Annotated in this window: 17 protein-coding genes; 10 read left to right on the top strand and 7 right to left on the bottom strand. The window is 70.9% G+C overall.

Going from position 1 to position 19,815, the window contains the following annotated elements; all coding sequences use genetic code 11:
• Positions 1-155 precede the first annotated feature (155 nt).
• Genes AB0F44_RS08075 through AB0F44_RS08095 form a run of 5 tightly spaced genes read left to right on the top strand, consistent with a single transcriptional unit; the run spans position 156 to position 6,306 of the window.
• Entirely contained in the window at positions 156-1,394 is a 1,239-nt protein-coding gene (locus tag AB0F44_RS08075; RefSeq protein ID WP_357354319.1) for a CoA transferase, read from the top strand.
• On the top strand, positions 1,391-2,464 hold the full coding sequence (locus AB0F44_RS08080) for a 2-hydroxyacyl-CoA dehydratase family protein (protein ID WP_357354321.1): 1,074 nt from the start codon (positions 1,391-1,393) through the stop codon (positions 2,462-2,464). Before AB0F44_RS08075 ends, AB0F44_RS08080 begins: the two co-directional genes overlap by 4 nt.
• Positions 2,461-3,705, top strand: coding sequence for a 2-hydroxyacyl-CoA dehydratase family protein (locus tag AB0F44_RS08085; protein ID WP_357354323.1), 1,245 nt, complete (start codon positions 2,461-2,463; stop codon positions 3,703-3,705). The genes AB0F44_RS08080 and AB0F44_RS08085 overlap by 4 nt, the downstream gene beginning before the upstream one ends.
• 4 nt (positions 3,706-3,709) lie before the next feature.
• A complete protein-coding gene (locus AB0F44_RS08090) occupies positions 3,710-4,939 on the top strand; it encodes an MFS transporter (RefSeq protein ID WP_357354326.1) in 1,230 nt (409 codons plus the stop codon).
• Entirely contained in the window at positions 4,939-6,306 is a 1,368-nt protein-coding gene (locus AB0F44_RS08095) for an alpha/beta fold hydrolase (protein WP_357354328.1), read from the top strand. Before AB0F44_RS08090 ends, AB0F44_RS08095 begins: the two co-directional genes overlap by 1 nt.
• A 16-nt stretch (positions 6,307-6,322) precedes the next feature.
• Here AB0F44_RS08095 and AB0F44_RS08100 read toward each other — a convergent pair whose 3' ends face one another.
• The 7 genes from AB0F44_RS08100 to AB0F44_RS08130 form a co-directional block, all read right to left on the bottom strand.
• Entirely contained in the window at positions 6,323-7,429 is a 1,107-nt protein-coding gene (locus AB0F44_RS08100; RefSeq protein ID WP_357354330.1) for an NAD(P)-dependent alcohol dehydrogenase, read from the bottom strand.
• Positions 7,426-8,916, bottom strand: coding sequence for an aldehyde dehydrogenase family protein (locus AB0F44_RS08105; protein WP_357354332.1), 1,491 nt, complete (start codon positions 8,914-8,916; stop codon positions 7,426-7,428). The genes AB0F44_RS08100 and AB0F44_RS08105 overlap by 4 nt, the downstream gene beginning before the upstream one ends.
• Positions 8,917-9,157: 241 nt before the next feature.
• Positions 9,158-10,045, bottom strand: coding sequence for a 4-hydroxyphenyl-beta-ketoacyl-CoA hydrolase (gene couO / locus AB0F44_RS08110; protein WP_357354334.1), 888 nt, complete (start codon positions 10,043-10,045; stop codon positions 9,158-9,160).
• Positions 10,042-11,568: a long-chain fatty acid--CoA ligase gene (locus tag AB0F44_RS08115; RefSeq protein WP_357354336.1), complete on the bottom strand. Its 1,527-nt coding sequence runs from the start codon at positions 11,566-11,568 to the stop codon at positions 10,042-10,044. Before AB0F44_RS08115 ends, couO begins: the two co-directional genes overlap by 4 nt.
• A gap of 25 nt (positions 11,569-11,593) precedes the next feature.
• Positions 11,594-12,547, bottom strand: coding sequence for a 3-hydroxyacyl-CoA dehydrogenase NAD-binding domain-containing protein (locus tag AB0F44_RS08120; RefSeq protein ID WP_357354338.1), 954 nt, complete (start codon positions 12,545-12,547; stop codon positions 11,594-11,596).
• On the bottom strand, positions 12,544-14,538 hold the full coding sequence (locus AB0F44_RS08125; protein ID WP_357354340.1) for an acetoacetate--CoA ligase: 1,995 nt from the start codon (positions 14,536-14,538) through the stop codon (positions 12,544-12,546). Before AB0F44_RS08125 ends, AB0F44_RS08120 begins: the two co-directional genes overlap by 4 nt.
• Positions 14,535-15,320: a crotonase/enoyl-CoA hydratase family protein gene (locus AB0F44_RS08130; protein WP_357354342.1), complete on the bottom strand. Its 786-nt coding sequence runs from the start codon at positions 15,318-15,320 to the stop codon at positions 14,535-14,537. Before AB0F44_RS08130 ends, AB0F44_RS08125 begins: the two co-directional genes overlap by 4 nt.
• An 84-nt stretch (positions 15,321-15,404) precedes the next feature.
• Here AB0F44_RS08130 and AB0F44_RS08135 point away from each other — a divergent pair, with 84 nt between their 5' ends.
• Genes AB0F44_RS08135 through AB0F44_RS08155 form a run of 5 tightly spaced genes read left to right on the top strand, consistent with a single transcriptional unit; the run spans position 15,405 to position 19,813 of the window.
• Entirely contained in the window at positions 15,405-15,824 is a 420-nt protein-coding gene (locus AB0F44_RS08135; RefSeq protein ID WP_350660113.1) for a MarR family transcriptional regulator, read from the top strand.
• Between the two features lie 48 nt (positions 15,825-15,872).
• A complete protein-coding gene (locus AB0F44_RS08140; RefSeq protein WP_357354344.1) occupies positions 15,873-16,892 on the top strand; it encodes an ABC transporter substrate-binding protein in 1,020 nt (339 codons plus the stop codon).
• Between the two features lie 19 nt (positions 16,893-16,911).
• Positions 16,912-17,958, top strand: coding sequence for an iron ABC transporter permease (locus tag AB0F44_RS08145; RefSeq protein ID WP_357354346.1), 1,047 nt, complete (start codon positions 16,912-16,914; stop codon positions 17,956-17,958).
• The gene (locus tag AB0F44_RS08150) at positions 17,955-18,998 is read left to right on the top strand and encodes an iron chelate uptake ABC transporter family permease subunit (protein ID WP_357354348.1); all 1,044 of its coding nucleotides are present in this window, start codon (positions 17,955-17,957) and stop codon (positions 18,996-18,998) included. Before AB0F44_RS08145 ends, AB0F44_RS08150 begins: the two co-directional genes overlap by 4 nt.
• The gene (locus tag AB0F44_RS08155) at positions 18,995-19,813 is read left to right on the top strand and encodes an ABC transporter ATP-binding protein (protein WP_357354350.1); all 819 of its coding nucleotides are present in this window, start codon (positions 18,995-18,997) and stop codon (positions 19,811-19,813) included. The genes AB0F44_RS08150 and AB0F44_RS08155 overlap by 4 nt, the downstream gene beginning before the upstream one ends.
• Positions 19,814-19,815 lie beyond the last annotated feature (2 nt).

Here is a 19,815-nt window from a genome sequence, read left to right on the forward strand (position 1 = left end):
GGATCCTGTCAATACCCTCGTGGAAATTTGTCGCAAGACGCTTCTGCGCAGCAGGAAGGACTCTCAGAGGCCTGAGCCTTGTGGACTTGCGAATCTCCGTGATATCAACTTGCTTGATATTGAATGCCAGGAACCCTGAGAAGCCGAGGTGTGACATGAGTTCGGGACCTTTGGCCGGAAAGACCGTCATCGATCTGACGACAGCGCTCGCCGGCCCCTACGCGACACTGCTGCTCGCCGGTCTCGGCGCGCGGGTGATCAAGGTGGAGAACCCAACGCGGGGAGGCGACTCCTCCCGCAACAACTCGCCGTATCTGACCGCCGAGGGGTTGCGGCTGCGCCGATCCTCGCCGGACGACATGTCGGTGTCGATGCTGTCGCGCGGCCGCGGCAAGGAGAGCATCACGCTCAACCTGAAGCAGCCGGAGAGCAGGCAGGTCTTCTTCGATCTCGTCCGAAACGCCGACATCGTCGTCGAGAACTACAGCGCGGGTGTCACCGAACGGCTCGGCATCGACTATTCAGCCGTCAAGGCGGTCAACGACCGCGTCGTCTACACCTCGATCAGCGGCTTCGGCGCCCAGGGGGTGGCAGGCGACGGCAAGGCGATGGACACGATCATCCAGGCGCTCAGCGGCGTGATGATGACCGCGGGCGAGCCCGGTGACCCGCCGGTGCGGTTCGGGCTGCCGATCGGCGATCTGGTCGCCCCGCTGTTCGCGGTCATCGGCACCCTTGCCGCTGTCCTCCACGCCGAGCGGACGGGCGAAGGACAGCACGTCGACGTCTCGATGCTGGGCAGCCTCACCTCGCTGGTCGCCTGCGAACCGTTCGATGCCCTGGAGTCGGTCGGCTTCCCGCTGCGTACGGGTTCGCTGGTGCCCAGGCTCGCGCCCTTCGGCACCTTCCGGGCGCAGGACGGCTGGTTCGCCATCTGTGCCCCGACCGATGCCTTCGCGAGCGGCGTCCTGGCCGCGATCGGTCAGGGCGACCTGGTCGACTCTGACCTTTTCGGCACCCGCGACGCCCGCGTCGCCAACGCCGACACCCTGCATCGCATGATCGGCGACTGGGCGGCCGGACGAACCCTGGAGTCGGCTCTCGCCGCGCTCGAGGCCAGCTCAGTTCCGGTCGCTCCGGTGCGCGACACGGCTCAGGCGGTCCGCGACGAGCTCGTGACGGGGCGCGGCGAGGTCACGCCGCTGGTCCACCCGAAGTTCGGACACCATGACGGCCTCTACGGCAGCGGAATCCCGATGGTCTTCTCCCGCAGCCAGGTCGACATCACCGCTCCGGCTCCGGGCCTGGGCGAGCACACCGAGAGCGTGCTCGGCGACCTGCTCGGCTACGACGCCGACCGCGTCGAGAAGCTCCGGGAAGCCGGCGTCCTGTGACCGGCGCTGCGCCACGGATCGGCATCGTCGGCGGTGACGTCCCGCGCCAGCTCGTGCTCGCCACGGGCGCCGTCCCACAGCGCCTGCTCGGGTCCTGGCACGAGCCCGTCTCCGCTGAGTCCGGCGAGCTGCTCGGCACCGTCGACGCCGCCACGGGTCGGATCCTGGACGGCCTGTTGTCCGGTCGGCACGACGATCTCGCCGGACTGCTGGTCTGCCATGACTCGCAGGCCAACCTCCGCATCTTCTACGTCCTGCGCATCCTCGCCCAGCGCGGGCGCCTGCCGTTCCCGGTCCACCTCGTCGATGCTCCGCGCCTGAGCAGCCCGACAGCCCGGCGATTCGTGGGGAGGCAGTACTCCCGTCTGCTCGAGTTCTGCGAGCAGGTCACGGGCCACCGCGCCGATGCCAGATCCCTCCACGACGCGGCCGAACGGGAGCTGGCGCTGGGGCGTGCGCTCGAGGCGATGCGTGAGCGTCGTCGGACCGGCGGCTGTACGGGTGCGGCGGCCCTCCGGACCTACCGTGCCGCCGCTGCGACGCCGCCCGAGAACGCGGTCGCCGCGGTGACCGAGGCCCAGGCTCCGACCGCACCGGGGGCGACGCCCGTCTACGTGACCGGGAGCAACCACCCCGACCCCGGTGTGTACGACGCCCTGGAGCGAGCCGGAGACGTCGTCGTGGTCGGCGAGGACCATGACGCCGGCGATCTGGCCTGGCTCGGCGTCGCCGTGGAGGCACCCACCGTCGGTGAGGTGATCGACGGGTTGGCGGCCGCACACCTCGCCCGCCCCGCCACGGCCACCGGTGGCCTGGCCGCAGCACGAGCGGCGTACACCGCGATGTGCGCTGAGCAGACCCACGCGAGAGCGGCGTTGGCGTTGGTGCGTGAGCACGACGACGCCCCGGCCTGGGACCTGCCTCATCAGCGGTCGGAGCTTCGCCGCCGCGGAGTCCCGCTCGTGGCTCGCACCCGCATCCGGTCCGCCGAGGACCCCGTGGCCGCGGCACAGGAGTGCGTGGCAGAGATCCAGGCCGAGCTCGCATCCACAGCAGGAGTCATCTCATGAGCCGGCTCGAGGCTGCACGCGCCGCGACGCAGCACCAGAAGCAGTGGTTCGCCGACATGGCGCGACGTGCACGCGACGGCGACCCGATCGCGCTCGTCAACGCCGATGCGCCGCACGAGGTGCTGCGCGCGTTCGACGTGCCGTACGTGGTCAACCAGTGGTGGGCCTCGATCATCTCCGCCAAGCGACTCGGACCGGCGAGCATGCGCATGCTGGCCGAGACGGGGCTGCCCGACCACAGCCAGCAGTACGACGCCATGCCGCTCGGTGCCCAGGCTCTGCCGCTCGACCAGCAGCCCTGGGGCGGCCTGCCGAACCCGGCGTTCGCGATCGCGGACAGCCATGGCGATGTGACCCACAAGATATTCGAGCAGTGGGGCCGCCGGCCCGGGACCGAGACGTACCTCCTCTCGCGTACTGCGGCCGACCCGGTGCCTCCGCGATGGTGGGAGCTGGTGCCGTACGAGTGGGAGACGGCGTTCGGCACCGACCGCCTCGATCTTCTCGAGGACGAGATAGACGACCTGATCGGGTGGCTGGAGGAACGCACCGGACGCGCCTTCGACGAGGACCGCTTCGCGGAGATCATGCGGTTGGCCAACGAGCAGGCCGAGTGGAACCGGCGCACCCGCGACCTCCTCGCCGCGGCCCGCCCGGCGCCGGTCCTGGTCAACGACACGATGCCGGCGGTGATGGTCCCGCAGTGGCACCGCGGCACACAGTGGGCGGTCGATGCGGCTCGCCGGCTGCACGACGAGGTGGCTCAGCGCATCGACGACGGCGTCGCCGTCTGTCCCGGCGAGCGGCGCCGGCTGATGTGGATCGGTCGTGGCCTCTGGTCCGACCTCGACCTCTACCAGCGGTTCCACGAGGACTTCGGTGCGGTGTTCGTGTGGTCGATGTATCTGGCGATCGCGGCGGACGGCTACGTCCGCTACGGCCCCGATCCGCTCCGGGCGCTCGCGGCCCGGTTCGTCGGGCTGACGGACCTGCTCTACGTACCGCCGTGGTCGGCAGAGTGGTACGTCAAGGAGGCTCAGGCCCATGGCGTCGACGGCGTCGTCCATCTGGTCGCCGACGACACACCGGGCGGCCGGTTCATCTCCGAGGCCCTCGAGTCCGAAGGCATCCCCGTCCTGGAGATCCGCGCCAACAACGCCGACTCACGCTCGAGCGGTGCGGCTCGTATCCCCGAGCGGATTGCCGACTTCCTGCGCGAGCGGGTGCCGGCCGGGGACTGACCTCATGACGTACGACGGGATCCTGTCTCCGCTCGCCCAACCCGGCTTCCTCCGGTACTTCGTCGGGCAGGTGATCACGAACATCGGCACCTGGTTTCAGAATCTCGCCCTGTCGCTGGTGGTGCTCGACGCGACTGGCAGCGCCCAGGCCCTCGGCGGTGTGACCTTCGCGCAGTTCCTGCCGATCCTGCTGCTCAGCATCCACGCGGGCCGGATCGTGGACCGGGTCAGCTCGCGAGCCGTCCTGCTGATCGGCGCGGCACTGTCGGCCGTGGTGGTGTCGCTGCTGGCCATCGTGGTCTCGGCAGACACCCCGAGCCTGCTCGCGGTGTATGGCCTGGTCGCGTGCCTCGGGGCGGTGAACGCGTTCGAACGGGTCGCCGCCCAGGCGATCATCCGGTCGCTGGTGAGCCTGGACCGGCTCGGCCGGGCGGTGTCACTGAGCACGATCGCGGTAGCTGCCGGCCGCTCGATCGGCCCCGGCCTGGCCGGGCTGCTGTTCCAGGCGGCCGGTCCGGTGGTGTGCCTGCTGGCGAACGCCATCTCCTTCCTGCTCGTGTTCGTGCTGCTGCTCTTCGTACATCCCCGCAAGCAGCGCCTGGTGCGGCACCTCGACCTGGGTCCCGGTCGGCTCGGTGGGCTCCTTCAGGACCCGGCGCTGCGGCTCCTTCTGGTCGTCAACGCTGTCATCGCCCTCCTGGCGCTCAACCTCAACATCGTCCTCACCTCCGTGGTGGCGCTGACCTTCGGCGGATCGGCAACGAGCGTCGGCCTCAACCACGCCCTCAATGCCGTCGGCGCCGTGGCCGGCGGCCTGGTCGCGACCGCATTGCCCAGGGTGTCGACGGGAACGCTCGCAGCGGGCTGCGCGCTGCTCGGAGCCACGATGTTCACCAGCGCACTGCCCGGCACGCTCGCAGTCTTCCTCGTGCTCGCCCCGGTGCTCGGTCTCGGCTTCGGCTTCTACACGGCCGTCATCAACGCGGTCGCTCAGGCAGCGGCTCCGGCACGGGCGGTCGGCCGCGTGATGGCGCTGATGATGCTGGGCAACGTCGGGATGGCCCCGTTCGGTGGCCTGATCAGCGGCTGGGTCATCGACCGCACGTCGGGGCGGGCGTCACTGATGACGGGCGCTGCCGTGGCTCTGACCTGCGCGTTCGTCGTCGCCCTCCACACCCTTCGACGTGGCGAGAACCGCCTCGACGCAAGACCCGACCATGAAAGTGAGTTGTGATGCACCTCAACGCAAGACCGAGAACCACGATCGCCGCGGCGGCCGCTGCCGTAGTAGCGGCACCGGCACTGCTGGCCGTCAGCACCCCCGCGGTGGCGGCGAAGGAGACCACCGTGATCAGCGGACACCTCGCCGACTCGACGCCCTACCGCTTCCTGATCCCGGACGACTGGAACGGCACCGTCTTCGTAGATCTCGACTTCGCCGGCTCGGCCACCGTCTCCCCGACGGCTGAGCAGCTGGTCGAGCAGGGTGCGGCGTACGGCGGCACGACCCGCACTGTGACGGGATGGAACATCCCTGGAGCCCTCGCCAACCAGGTGGAGGCGCTGGACCGGTTCGAGGACGCCGCCGGCGAGGCGGACCGGCGGATCACGATGGGCAGCTCGATGGGTGGCTTCGTCGCAGCGGGCGTCGCCCAGCACTACCCGGACGCGATCGACGGCGTCGTCTCGATGTGCGGCGGGCTGTCCGGCACCGTCTCGCAGTGGAACCAGAAGCTCGACACGGTCTTCGTCCTCTCGACGCTGCTCGATCCCGCCGGAACGCTGCCTGTCGTCGGCATCCCCGAGGACGTCAAGGGTTCGATCGCGGCCTGGCAGAAGCGTCTCGCCGAGGCTCAGCAGACACCCGCCGGGCGCGCCCGGATCGCGCTGGCCGCCACGATCGGCCAGCTGCCCGCGTGGTCCGAGTCGGAGCCTCGGCCGGAGCCTCGGCACACCGATGCGTACCAACGGGGCTGGTACGGCGCCCTCGCCGCCGACTCGCTTCCCTACATCGGCCAGGCGATGAGCAGCCGGCGGTCCTTCGAGGCCCTGGTCGGCGGCAACCCGTCGTGGAACACCGGTGTCGACTACGCCGCGCAGCTCGCCAACGCCTCGCCGGAGACGCGCCGGGTGGTCTCCAGGCTCTACCGGGAGGCAGGGCTGTCGCTCGAGGCCGACGTCTCGAGGGTCGACGACGCCGACAGGATCAGCGCTGATCCCGCCGCGGTGAAGCGCTTCGCTCTCGGGACCGAGTTCGACGGGCGGATCAGCGTGCCGGTGGTGACGATGAGCAACATCGGCGACCAGATCTCGACGGTCGCCCAGCAGAGCGAGTATCAGAACGAGGTAACCCGGGCGGGCAACTCGGATCTCCTGCGTCAGACCTACGTCGAGGCGCCGAAGCACTGCGGCTTCTCCGACGCCGAGCGCGTCGCGGCAGCCAACCTGCTGCTGCACCGGCTCGACACCGGCGAGTGGCACGGCCGGGAGACTCCGGCCCGGATGAACCGGATCGCGGAGTCCCTCGACCTCGGACCGGCCCGGTTCATCCCGTTCCGGCCGGACGCGTTCAACCGGCCGTACTCCCCCGACTGGTCATGACCGGACGGTGACGCCCTTAGAAGGTGAGCACGGGTTTCACCGTGGCGCCCGAGACCATGTCGGCGACGGCCGTCTGGATGTCCTCGAAGGGGTAGCGCCGGACCAACCGGTCGAGCGGCAACCGCCCGTCGGCGACCAGCCGCGCGAGCGCCGGGATGAGGGTGCGGGTCTCGGCGTCGCCGAGGGTCAGACCCGTCACCCGCTTGCCGGGCAGCATCGCGTTCACATCGATCCCGACCTCGGTGCCGAAGGGCGGCGCTCCGACGATGACCGCGGTGCCCCGGGCGCGCAGGGCGTCGACACCCTGGCGGAGTACGCCGGTGTTGCCGGTCGTCTCCACGACGCCGTCCGCGCCGCCGCCGGTCAGGTCCGTCAGCGCCGAGGCCAGGTCGTCGACCTGACCGGCGTCGATGACGTCGGTCGCCCCCAGCTCGCGCGCCAGCTCGAGCCGCTCGGCCACCCGGTCCACCGCGATGATCCGGGTGGCCGGGGTGAGGCGTGCGGCCATCACCGCCGACAGGCCGACGGCACCCGCGCCGAGGACCACCACCGAGGACCCTGGGCGCGGCGCGAGCACGTTCCAGACCGCACCGACCCCGGTCTGCACGCCACAGCCGAGCGGCGCGAGCAGGGACAGGTCGGCGTCCGGTTCGACGCGTACGGCGCTTCGCTCGTCGACGACCGCGAGGCGGGAGAAGGAGGACTGGCCGAAGAAGTGGCCCCCGATCGGCTCCCCCTTCCTCCCCACCGGCGAGGTCCCGTCCATGCGGGCGCCGCCGATGAGGTTGGCGGGAAGCCAGACGTCGCAGTAGGCCGGATGGCCGTCACGGCACTGGGCGCAGGTCCCGCAGGAGCTGAACGACAGCAGCACCTGGTCGCCGGGTACGAGGCTGCGTACTCCGGATCCGACCTCCTCGACCACACCGGCGCCCTCGTGCCCGAGAACGCCCGGGAGCGGGAACGGCAGTCCGCCGCTCGCCACCCCGAGGTCGGTGTGGCAGAGCCCGGCGGCGACCATCCGTACCAGGATCTCGTCGGGACGGAGCGCGTCGAGCTCGACGTCCCCGATGGTGAACGGGGCACCGGCGGACTCGACCACCGCTGCCTGGGTCGTGGTGCTCATGACTGCTCCCCGGCCGGGGTCGTGGGCGGAAGGGAGATGACGACGGATCGGACCTTCGTGTACGCCTCGAGTGCCTCCGGGCCGTACTCGCGGCCGAAGCCGGACTGCTTCACACCACCGAACGGCACCGCGGGGTCGAGCATCGCCCAGTCGTTGACCCAGACGATGCCGGCCTCGAGCCTGCCCGCGACCCGGTGCGCACGGGTGAGGTCGCTCGTGTGCAGCCCGGCCGCCAGCCCGTACGCCGTGGAGTTGGCGAGCGCCACGGCCTCGTCCTCGTCCGCGAACGACTGGACCGTGAGGACGGGTCCGAAGACCTCCTCGTTGACGACGCGTGAGTCCGCGGGCAGCCCGGTGATCACCGTCGGTGCGTAGTAGAAGCCGTCGGCGAGGTCACCCCCGAGCTCCGGACGCTCCCCGCCGGTGACGATCTCGCCGCCCTCTTGGCGGGCGAGGGCGACGTACTCCTCGACCTTCTTTCGGTGCTGGTCGCCGGCCATCGGACCGATGATCGTCGCCGGGTCTCGCGGATCGCCGAGGGGTACGCCCGGGACCGCGTGCCGGAGGATGTCCACCACCGTGTCGTGGACCTCCGCGGCGACGAGCAGTCGCGGTCCGGCCATGCAGAACTGGCCGGTGTTGAAGACGAAGGCCTTGATGACGGCGCCCACGGCGATCTCGATGTCGGCGTCGGCGAAGACCAGGTGCGCGCCGTTGCCGCCGAGCTCCATGGTGACGGGCTTCAGGTGCTCGCCCGCGACACTCGCGGCTCGGCGGCCCACGGCCGTCGACCCGGTGAACGCGATCTTGTCGACCCCGGGGTGACGCAGCAGTGCGTCGCCGGCCTCCGGGCCGGTTCCGGTCACGACGTTGAGTACGCCGTCGGGCACCCCGGCATCGGCAAGGAGCCGGGCCATGAACAGCGCACTGAGCGGGGTGTCGTCGGCCGGCTTGTGCACGACGGTGTTGCCGGCGGCCAGGGCGGCCGCGATCTTGCTGCTGGACAGGACCAGCGGGAAGTTGAACGGGGTGATCGCCCCGACCACGCCCAGGGGCTCGCGGCGGGTGTAGGCGAGGGCAGCGATGGGCGTGTCCCGCACCGACCCGTCGAGGGTCTGCGCCAGCGCGGAGCAGTACTCGTACTGCTGGGCGGCGGTCTCGACGTCGACGTGTCGGGCCAGGGTCACGGGCTTGCCGACGTCTCGGCTCTCGAGCTCGACCAGCTCGTCGGCCCGCTCGCGGATCAGGTCCGCGACACGGTGCAGGATGCGGGCGCGGTCGCGGCCGCTCATCCGTGGCCACGGCCCGGTGTCGAAGGCCTCCCGGGCGGCCGTCACGGCGGCGGCGACGTCGGCGGCGTCGCCCGCCGGCACGCTCGTCAGCACCTTGCCCGTGCTGGGATCGGTGACGTCCATCCGGCGGCCGCTCAGCGAGTCGGTCGGCCGGCCGCCGATGAAGAGCTGCTGGTCCTCGTACGTGGCGGGCATGTCAGAGCCCCTTGCGGACGTGCGTCCCGACCGTCGGCCGCGGGTCGTGGACGGGTCTGGGACGGCCGGTGGGCGTGCTGGCGAGGATCCGGCCAATGTGTGTCCGTGGGCCGGCCGGGCATCTGCCGTCGGGGATGAGGGTCATTGCGGGCTCCGTTCAGGATTCCTGTTTATCAGGATTCCTGTCAATACTGGGTGGTGCCCGTCACCCCGTCAATAGGTGCGATGGTCAAAACGCTGGTCAGGCCAGCCCGAGAAGGCGGATCGCGTTCTCCTTCAGCAGCAGCGGCCGGACCTCGTCCTTGATCTCGAGCTTCTCGAGGTCGCTGAACCAGCGGTCGGGGGTGATCACCGGGAAGTCGGAGCCGAAGAGCACCTTGCGGCGGAGCGGGCCGTTGAGCTGCTTGACCAGCTGCGGCGGGAAGTACTTCGGCGACCAGCCGGAGAGGTCGATGTGGACGTTGGCCTTGTGGGTCGCGATCGAGATCTGAACGTCGACCCAGGGGACGGCTGGGTGTGCCATCACGATCTGCAGGTCCGGAAAGTCGGCGGCGACGTCGTCGATGAGCAGCGGGTCGGAGTAGCGCAGCCTGATCCCGCGCCCACCTGGGAGGCCGGCACCGATCCCGGTCTGGCCGGTGTGGAAGAGCGCGACCACGCCGAGCTCCTCCAGCGTCGCCCACAGCGGGCGGAGCTCGGGGTCGGCGGGCGAGAAGGCCTGCAGGCCGGGATGGAACTTGAAGCCGCGTACGCCGTAGTCCTCGACCAGGCGGCGGGCCTGCTTCACGGCGGCCTCGCCCTTGCGGGGGTCGACGGAGCCGAACGGGATCAGCACGTCGGCGTGCTCGGTCGCGCGCTCGGCGATCTCCTCGCTCGACAGCGGCGGGTGGTCGAGGCCGGTCGAGGCGTCGACGGTGAAGATCACCGCGGCCATGTCGCGCTCGCGGTAGTAGGCGGCGAGGTCGTCGACGGTCGGGGTGCGCGGGTGGTCGCCGCGGAAGTAGGCCGCCGAGGCGTCCATCAGCTCCTGGTCGAGCGAGAAGTGACCGTGATGGTCGGCCTCGACGTGGGTGTGCATGTCGAGGGCTCGGATCGAGGCGGTGTCGATGCGGGGCTGGTAGCGGGTCATCGGGTGGTTCCTTCCGGGGTGCCGTACAGCTCGCGGACCCGGGACTTCAGCAGCTTCCCGGAGGCGTTGTGCGGGATCTCGTCGACGAAGACGACGGCCTTGGGGATCTTGTAGCGGGCGAGCCGTCCGTCGAGGTGTTCGAGCAGGTCGGACTCGGTGAGGGCGGAGTCGGGGCGGCGTACGACGACGGCGCGGCCGACCTCGCCCCAGCGCTCGTCGGGGACGCCGATGACGGCGGCCTCGGCGACGCCGGGATGGGTGTAGAGCGCCTGCTCGACCTCGGCCGGATAGACGTTCTCGCCGCCACTGATGTACATGTCCTTCACCCGGTCGACCACATAGAGGAAGCCGTCGTCATCGAGCATCGCGACATCACCCGTACGCAGCCAGGGCCCGTCGAAGGCAGCCTCCGTCGCCGCTCCGTTGTGCCAGTAGCCGGGAGTCACGTTGGGACCACTGACGTGCACCTCACCGGCCTGGCCGGGAGCCGCCTCCTCGTTGCCGGGCGCGACGACACGTACGTCGGTGAAGAAGCAGGGGGTGCCGGCCGAGCCGAGCTTGTCGAGGCCGTCGCCGGCGCGCAGCATGGTCGTCCCCGGAGAGGCCTCGGTCAGGCCGTAGCCCTGGATGATGTGCAGCCCGCGGCTCTGCCAGGTGTCGAGGAGCGTGCGTGGGATCGGGGCTCCGCCGCTCAAAGCCGAGCGGAGGCTGTCGAGGTCGGCGGTCGCCCAGGTCGGCTCCTGGGCGAGGGCCTGGTACATCGAGGTGACGCCGAAGAGCAGGGTGACCCGCTCCCGCTCGATGGTGGCGATCGCGGCGGCCGGGTCGAAGCGGGCCGCGATGAGGGACGTACCGCCCTTGAGGAAAGTCGGGAGCAGCACCTGATTGAGCGCGGCGGTGTGGAACAGCGGGGCGGTGACCAGGGCGATCTCGTCGGAGCGTACGTCGACGTCGACGAGCAGGTTGAAGGCGTTCCAGGCGATGTTTCCGTGCGTCAACATCACGCCCTTGGGACGGCCGCTGGTGCCGGAGGTGTACTGGATCATGAAGACGTCGTCCAGCCCTACCTCGACGTCGATCCGCTCGCCGGCCGGGGCAGCGAGGCCGTCGAGGCCGCGACCGCCGGCCGCGGTGAACCGATGGCTCGGCAGCCCGAGAGCCGCGACGGCCTCGGAGGTGACCGCCTCGTCGAAGTCGTCGGCGTGGATCAGCAGCGCCGGCTCGGCGTCGGTGAGGATCCAGGCCAGCTCGGGCGGCGCCAGCCGGGTGTTGAGCGGCAGGAAGACCGCCCCCAGCCGGGCGGTGGCGAAGAGCGTGACCGCGAGCTCGATGGAGTTCAGGCCGAGGAAGGCGACCCGGTCGCCGGCCGCGACGCCGCGGGCGCGCAGCCCGTGGGCGACCGCCTCGACGAGGCGGTCGACGTCGGCGTACGTCACCACCGCGTCGTCCTGCACGAACGCCCGGGCGCCAGGGGTCATCCGGGCCCGGCGGGCGGGCCACGATCCGATGCCGCTGTCCAACATGTCGATCCTCGTTCGTCTCGTGGGCTCAACCGAGCCCGAGGTCGGTCTTGATCTCCAGCAGTCGCCGCAGCGCCTGGTCACGACGCGCGACGAGATCCTCGGCAGAGGTGCCGTCGAGCTCCTCGTCGACCCCGTCGACCAGCTTCTCGACCAGCCCTGCGGTGAGCTTCGGGTGACCGAGGTCGTCCCACCATTCGACCATCGGCGGGCCGAGATGCTCGAGCACGTGACCGAGCCCGCCCGGGCCGCCGGAGAGGTGCTGGGTCGCGAAGGGACCGAGCAGGGACCAGCGCAGCCCGGGCCCGTCGGCGATCGCGGTGTCGATGTCGGCGACCGAGACGATGCCCTGGTCGACGAGGTGGTACGCCTCCCGCCACAGCGCCGCCTGGAGCCGGTTGGCCACGTGCCCGGGCACCTCGCGGCGGATGTGGATGGGACGTTTGCCCAGGTGGCGCAGGGTCTCCAGGGCTGCCTCGACGGCCTCCGCCGACGTCGTCGATCCGCCCACGACCTCGACCAGCGGCACCAGGTGCGGCGGGTTGAACGGGTGCGCCACGAGCACCCGCTCCGGGTGGTGCGTGCAGGCGTCCTGGAAGGTGCTCGGCATCAGGCCCGAGGAGCTGCTGGTCAGCAGTACGTCACCCGCGGCGGCCGCGTCGAGCGCGGCGAAGATCTCGCGCTTGACCTCCAGCCGCTCGGGTCCGCTCTCCAGCACCAGATCGGCGACCGCGCCGACCTCCTCGAGGCTGTCCGCGAACCGCAGCGCGCCAGCGGACCGTGTTGGTCTCGACACGCTCGCTGGCGCTCGCGGCTCGACCGACGGGGCAGGGATCTGCGCACGCAGCCTCTCCTCGGCACCCTCGGCCGGGTCCCAGGCGATCACGTCGAGCCCGTGCTCGAGCCCGAGCAGCACCCAGCTGACCCCGATCGCGCCGGTGCCGACGACCCCGAGCGTACGAACGTTCTCACCGCTCCTCATGCGGTCCTCCTGCTCAGCGCGCCCGAGGTCGCCAGCGCGACGAACGGGTCCAGGGACGCCGGGTCGGCGAGCGCGTCCCGGCTGGCCACGTCCTCAGGACGTACGCCCTGCAGGATGCGTTTGGCCGGCAGCTCGAGCTTCTTGCCGGTGAGGTTGCGCGGCACCGCGGGCACCTCGATCACCTGGTCGGGAATGTGTCGCGGAGATAGCGCCGACCGCAGTGCGCGGACCAGCCGGGCCCGGAGCGGGTCGTCCAGGCGTACGCCCTCGTCGGTGACCACGAAGAGCAGCAGCTCGCCGTTGCCTCCGTCGGGGTCCTCGAGGTGCACGACGAGCGAGTCGGCGACACCGTCCACCTCCTCGGCGACTCGGTAGAACTCGGCGGTGCCGAGGCGTACGCCGCCACGGTTGAGGGTCGCGTCGGAGCGGCCGGCGACGTGGCAGCTGCCGTTGTCGTGGAAGAGGATCCAGTCGCCGTGGCGCCACACGCCGAGATAGTGGTCGAAGTACGCGCTCCGGTAGCGCGACCCGTCGTCGTCACCCCAGAAGCCGACCGGCATAGAGGGCATCGGCGAGGTGATGACGAGCTCGCCGAGCTCGCCGATGACAGGGCGGCCGGACTCGTCGTAGGCGTGAGCGTCGACGCCGAGGCAACGGCCGGAGATCTCACCGGCGTAGACCGGGAGCAGCGGGTTGTTCTGCACGATGCCGGAGCAGACGTCGGTGCCACCGCTGCCGACATTGATCTGCGCCCCCGGGAGCTGGTCCCGAAGCCACGCGTAGCCCTCCGGCGGGAGCGGCGCTCCGGCCGAGCCGAGGACGCGAACCCGCAGGTCACCGAGGTCCTTGAGCTCGACGCCATCCTTGCGGCAGGCCATCACGAACCCCGGACTGGCACCCATCACCGTCGCCCCGGTCGAGGCGGCGAGCCGCCACTGCCAGGTCAGGTCGGGGTGCATCGGATTGCCGTCGACCATGACGATCGAGGAGCGGACCAGGAGCGAGGAGACCAGCGCGTTCCACATCATCCAGGCGGTGGTCGAGAACCAGAGCATCCGGTCCTCGGCCCCCATGTCCCACGAGAGCGCGTGGTTCTTGAGGTGCTCGAGCAGGATCCCGCCGTGGCCGTGGACGATCGCCTTCGGCCGGCCGGTCGTGCCGGAGGAGAAGAGCACCACCAGCGGGTGGTCGAAGGGCACCGGCTCGAAGGCGAGCTCAGCCGCCTCCTCCGCGCTGAGCAGGGAGGTCCAGGAGAGCGCGTCCCCGACACGGTGCGGGCCGTACTCGACATCGACCACATGGCGCACCGACGGCAGTTCGGCGCGGATCTCAGCCACCTGGGAGCCCCGGTCGATGTCCTTGGCGCCGTAGCGGTAGCCACCGGCGACCAGGAGCACGACCGGCTCGATCTGGGCGAAGCGGTCGATCACGCTGCGCGGCCCGAACTCGCTGGCGCAGCTCGCCCAGGTCGCGCCCAGGCTGACGGTGGCGAGGTAGGCGACCAGGGCCTCGGGGATGTTGGGCAGGTAGCCGGCGACGCGGTCGCCGCGGCGTACGCCCAGCTTCTCGAGCGCCGCTCGCGCCCGGGCCACCTGGTCGCGCAGGTCGCCGAAAGTCAGCTCGACGTCGTCACGGGTCTGCGAACGGCCGAGCACCGCGACCCGGTCGAGATCCTCGTCGGTGCCGAGCGCGTGCTCGGCGTAGTTGAGCAGCGCCCCTGGGAACCAGCGCGCCCCGGGCATCTCCCGAGAAGCCAGCACGGCCTCGTACGCAGCGTGGCTCCGGACCCCGAAGAACTCCCACACCGCCGACCAGAAGCCGTCGAGGTCGGTCACCGACCAGCGCCACAGCTCCTCGTGGGTGGTCATCGTCAGGTCGCGCTCACGGGCGAGCCAGGCCAGGAGCTCACCGACGCGGGAGGTGGAGAGCACGTCCGTCGGCGGCGTCCAGACGATGTCGCCCTGCTGGATCTGCTGCTGGGTCGCACTCACTGGTCCGTCACCTTCTTGGCATTGCCGTCGAGGAAGTCCTGCATCCGCCCCTTGGCGTCGTTGGTCCCCTGCGCGATCGCGGCCATCAGCGACTCCATCAGGTAGCCGTCGCGAGGGTTGGCCTCGGCGATACGCGGCAGCGCCTGCACGACGGCGAAGTTGGTCTGCGGAGCGTTCCGGGCGATCCGGCCGGCCAGCTCGAGGGCGGTCTTGCGGCCGGTGCCGTCGGCCACCGCGTACTGGCTCAGGCCCAGCCCCAGGCCCTCCTGCGCGTCATAGCGACGGCCGGTCAGCATCATGTCGGCCATCCGGGAGACCCCGATGAGCCGCGGTACGCGCACCGAGGCACCGCCGCCGACGAAGAGCCCGCGCTGCCCCTCGGGCAGGGCATAGAAGGTGGACTCCTCCGCGACCCGGATGTGCGCGGCGGCGGCGAGCTCCAGCCCGCCCCCGACCACGGCGCCCTTCAGCGCCGCCACGACCGGGACCGGCCCGAACTCGATCTTCTCGAAGACCCGGTGCCACATCCGCGAGTGGCTGACCCCTGCGAGGGTGTCGCGCTCGGTCATCTCGGACAGGTCGAGCCCGGCGCAGAAGTGGTCGCCGTCCGCGTCGATGACGACGGCGCGTACGTCCGGCTCCAGACCATCGAAGAACCGCTCGATCCCGAGCACCGCCTCGTCGCTGAGCGCGTTCCGCTTCGCGGGGCGGGCGAGGGTCAGCACCGCGATGTCGTCGACGCGCTCTGCCCGCAGGGCATCGGGAAGGGGGGTTCCGAGCATGATGAACTCCTCATGATTGACAGGAATCCTGATAATCGCAGAAGTAGGCGCCTCTCGCAAGCGAAGCGATGCTTGAATGACCGCATGACCGACGCACCCCTGCTGCTCTACGTCGTCAAGCAGCTCGAGCTCGCCACCCGAGCCCGCCTCGACGCCGTCCTGAAGGAATCAGGGGTCACCGCCCTGCAGTACACCGCCCTCTCGGTGCTCGAGCGCCGCCCCACGATGAGCGCCGCCGACCTGGCCCGCGCCTCGTTCGTACGCGCCCAGTCGGCCGCCGACCTCATCGGCGCCCTCGAGCGCCGCGGCCTCATCGAGCGCAGCATCGACCCCGACAACCGGCGCCGCATGCTGATCAGCCTCACCACCGAGGGTCGCGCCTTCCTCGACGCCTACGACCCTCGCGTCGAAGAGCTCGAGGAGCAGATGCTGGCCGAGCTCGGGCCCGAGGACCGAGAGTCGTTCCGTACGTTCCTCGACACCGCTCGCCGGGCACTTTCCTAGTCAACGATCACCGTCCCGCCCGAGGCAAAATTAGGTTAGCCTCGCCTCATGAGACCCCACCTCGCCGTCGCCACGGCCGCCGCCCTGGCCCTGGCGCTGTCCGCCTGCTCCTCCGACATCGCCGACGACGACGGTGCGAAACCGGCGTCGGGTGCGTCCTCGGTTCCCGACGGCCCGTGGAGCTTCACCGACGGCTCGGGTGAGGTCGTGAAGCTCGACGAGGCACCGACCCGGATCATCGCGCACGCTCCGGCGGCCGCCGCGCTGATCTCCTACGGCATCCGCCCGGTCGGCATCTACGCCGACGAGCCGGTCGACACCGACCCGAACCTGGACGGCGTCGACCTGACGGACATCGAGGTGCTCGGTGAGGAGTGGGGCTCGATCGACGTCGCCAAGGCGTCCACGCTGAGCCCGGACCTGATCGTCGCCGACTGGTGGCCGGCGGAGAAGGCCCACTCGGGGCTGGAGAACGGCACGAAGGCGAAGAGCAAGAAGCTCACCGAGCTGGCCCCGGTCGTCGGCCCGTCCCAGGGTGGCTCGATCCTCAACCTGGCCGAGGGCTACGAGGATCTCGCGGAGAGCCTCGGCGCCGACGTCGAGAACTCCCAGGGCGCCAAGGACAAGGCGGCCTTCGAGAAGGCTCGCGACGGCTTCATCGCCGAGATGAAGGAGAAGGACCTGACCGCCCTGGCGGTCTCCCCCGCCGACGACCTGCTCTACGCCGCCAATCCGGAGTACGCCCCGGAGCTGCTGGACTTCACCGAGTGGGGCCTGCAGGTGGTCGCGCCCGACTCCCCGGACCCGGACTTCCCCTACTGGGAGAACCTGAGCTGGGAGAACGCCGACAAGTACCAGCCCGACGTCCTGCTGATCGACAGCCGCACCTTCATCGACGCCAAGAAGACGGCCGAGGGCCAGCCGACCTGGACGTCGATCCGCGCGGCCAAGGCCGGCCAGGTCATCGAGTGGCCCGCCTTCTGGCTGCACACCTACGCCGACTACGCCGACGCCCTGACCAAGCTGACCGCCGACCTGGCCGACGTCGACGACACCATCGGCGACTGACTCCGGCGGAGACCATCCGGTGATCAGTTCTGTCGCCACCGCGACCCCCGCACCGGTACGACGGCGAGCCTCCGGGCTCGCCGTCGGCCTGCTGCTGCTCGTCGCCCTCGTGCCCGTCCTCGCCTTCCTCAGCGTGACCCTCGGGTCGCGCGACATCGCGCTGAGCCAGGTCCTCGACGCCTTCCGGACCTTCACCAGCTCCTCCTCGATCGAGGACACCGTGACCGTGCGCCTGCGGGTCCCCCGCACCGTGCTCGGACTCCTCGCGGGCGCGGCTCTCGGGCTCGCCGGCACTCTGCTGCAGGGCTTGACCCGCAACGCCATCGCCGACCCGGGGATCATGGGCGTCAACGCCGGGGCCGCCTTCGCCGTGGTCAGCTCGATCACGCTGCTCGGCATCGGCTCGCTCGGGTTCCACGTCGTCGCGGCGTTCGCCGGGGCGCTCGCGGCGACCGTGCTCGTCTACTCGGTGGGCTCGCTCGGACGCGACGGCGCGACGCCGGTGAAGATGGCCCTCGCCGGGGCCGCGATCACCGCCGGGCTGACCGCGGTGACGACCGGGCTGCTGCTCACCGACCTCGACGCCCAGCAGCAGTACCGCTTCTGGCAGGTCGGCTCGCTGGCCGGCCGCTACGCCCCGATCGTGACCGGTGTGGCTCCGTTCCTGCTGGTCGGCATCGTCCTGGCGCTGCTGTGTGGACGCTGGCTCAACGCGCTGGCCCTGGGCGACGACGCCGCTCGCGGGCTGGGCGTCTCCCTGACGCGTACGCGGATCCTGTCGTTCCTCGTGGTCGGGCTGCTCTGCGGTGCCGCGACCGCCGCGTGCGGTCCCATCGTCTTCGTCGGTCTGGTGGTGCCGCATGTGGCGCGGTTCCTGTGCGGTCCCGACTATCGCTGGGTGCTGCCCTACTCGATGGTGCTGGGTGCCCTGCTGCTGCTCGGCGCGGACATCCTCGGGCGCGTCCTGGGCGGCACCGGGGAGCTCCAGGTCGGCGTGGTCCTCGGCATCATCGGCGCCCCGTTCTTCGTGCTCCTCGTCCGCTACGCCCGGCTGGCGGACCTATGAGCGTCATGCCCCAGACCGTGACGGCCCTGCGGCGCACGCGGCGCAGCCGCCGGGTCCGCGCGAGCGTCGTACCTGTCATCCTGCTCGTCGTCGCCGCCGTCCTGGCCCTGCTCACGCTCTGCTTCGGCTCGGTCCAGCTCAGCCTTGACCAGGTGCTCGCCTCGCTGCTGCATCTGCGCGACCATGCCGCCGTCGACTTCATCGTGCGCGACCTGACCGGGCCGCAGGTCAAGGCGGCCGTGTGCGTCGGGCTGGCGCTCGGCGCCGCCGGCACGATCTTCCAACAGCTGCTGCGCAACCCGTTGGCCTCGCCCGACTTCGTCGGCATCTCCGCGGGCGCGAGCGTGGCGGCCGTCGCGGGCATCGCGGTGCCCGCCCTCGGCGGGATGAGCATCCCACTGCTGGCCTTCGGCGGCGGCCTGATCACGGCCGCGGTGATGTACGTCCTGGCCTGGCGCGACGGCATCACCGGCTATCGCTTCGTGCTGATCGGCATCGGCACCGCGGCGTTCTGCACCGGGATCACCGGCTACCTCCTCACCCGCACCTCGCTCACCGAGGCCAGGGCCGCGCTGCACTGGCTGACCGGATCGATCGGGCAGGCCGGCGACGCGGAGAACAACGCGCTGCTGGTCGCCATCGTCGTGCTCGTTCCGCTGGTGCCGCTGCTCCAGCGGCTGCTCCGCGCCGTCGAGCTGGGCGACGACACCGCCCGCCGTCTGGGCGTACGCATCGAGGCGACCCGGCTCGCCCTGATCGCGACCGGGGTCCTGCTGACCTCGTTGGCCACGGCGGTCGCCGGGCCGATCGCGTTCGTCGCCCTCGTGGCCGGACCGATCGCCGATCGGATGCTCGGCAGCGCCCGCGGCGGCATCGTCGCCGCCGGTGCGGTCGGGGCGATCGTGTGCCTGGTCGCGGACTACGTCGCCATGAACCTGCTGCCGGTCGAGGTCCCGACCGGAGTCGTCACCGGCGCCGTCGGCGCGCCGTACCTGCTGTGGCTCATCGCCACCACCAACCGGAGAGGGATGGGCGGATGACCCAGCCGGAAACAACCCAGCCGGAAACGACCCTGGCGCCGCGGCTCGCGGCGCGCGAGCTGACGCTGGGCTACGACGACCGCGTCGTCGTCGACCGGCTCGATCTCGACGTCCTCGACGGGCGGGTGACGGCGATCGTCGGCGCCAACGCCTGCGGCAAGTCGACGCTGATGAGGGGCCTCGCCCGGCTGCTGCGTCCGTCCGCCGGCGAGGTGCTGCTCGACGGGACACCGATCCTGGACCGCGGCTCCCGCGAGGTCGCCCGCGTCCTCGGGTTGCTCCCCCAGACCCCGGTCGCCCCGGACGGCATCACCGTCGGTGATCTGGTCTCGCGCGGACGCCACCCGCACCAGGGCTGGTTCCGCCACTGGAGCGCGCGGGACGAGGAGGCGGTCGCCGAGGCGCTGGCCGCCACCGACACCGGCGAGCTCGTCGACCGCCCGCTGCGCGCGCTCTCCGGGGGCCAGCGCCAGCGGGTCTGGATCGCGATGGCGCTCGCCCAGCAGACCGATCTGCTGCTGCTCGACGAGCCGACGACGTACCTCGACATCAGTCATCAGGTCGACCTGCTCCGGCTGCTGCGTACGCTCAACCGGGAGACCGGACGGACCATCGTCACGGTGCTGCACGACCTCAACCTGGCCTGCCGCTACAGCGACCACCTCGTGGTCATGGCGGACGGCCGGATCCTCGCCGAGGGGCCGCCGGCCGAGGTGGTCACCGCTGAGGCCGTCGAGAAGGCGTTCGGGCTGCCGTGCGTCGTCGTGCCCGACCCGGTCGCCGGTACGCCGATGGTGGTTCCGGCGGGCGACTGAGC

It is taken from the genome of Nocardioides sp. NPDC023903 (assembly GCF_040639295.1).
GTDB lineage: Bacteria > Actinomycetota > Actinomycetes > Propionibacteriales > Nocardioidaceae > Nocardioides.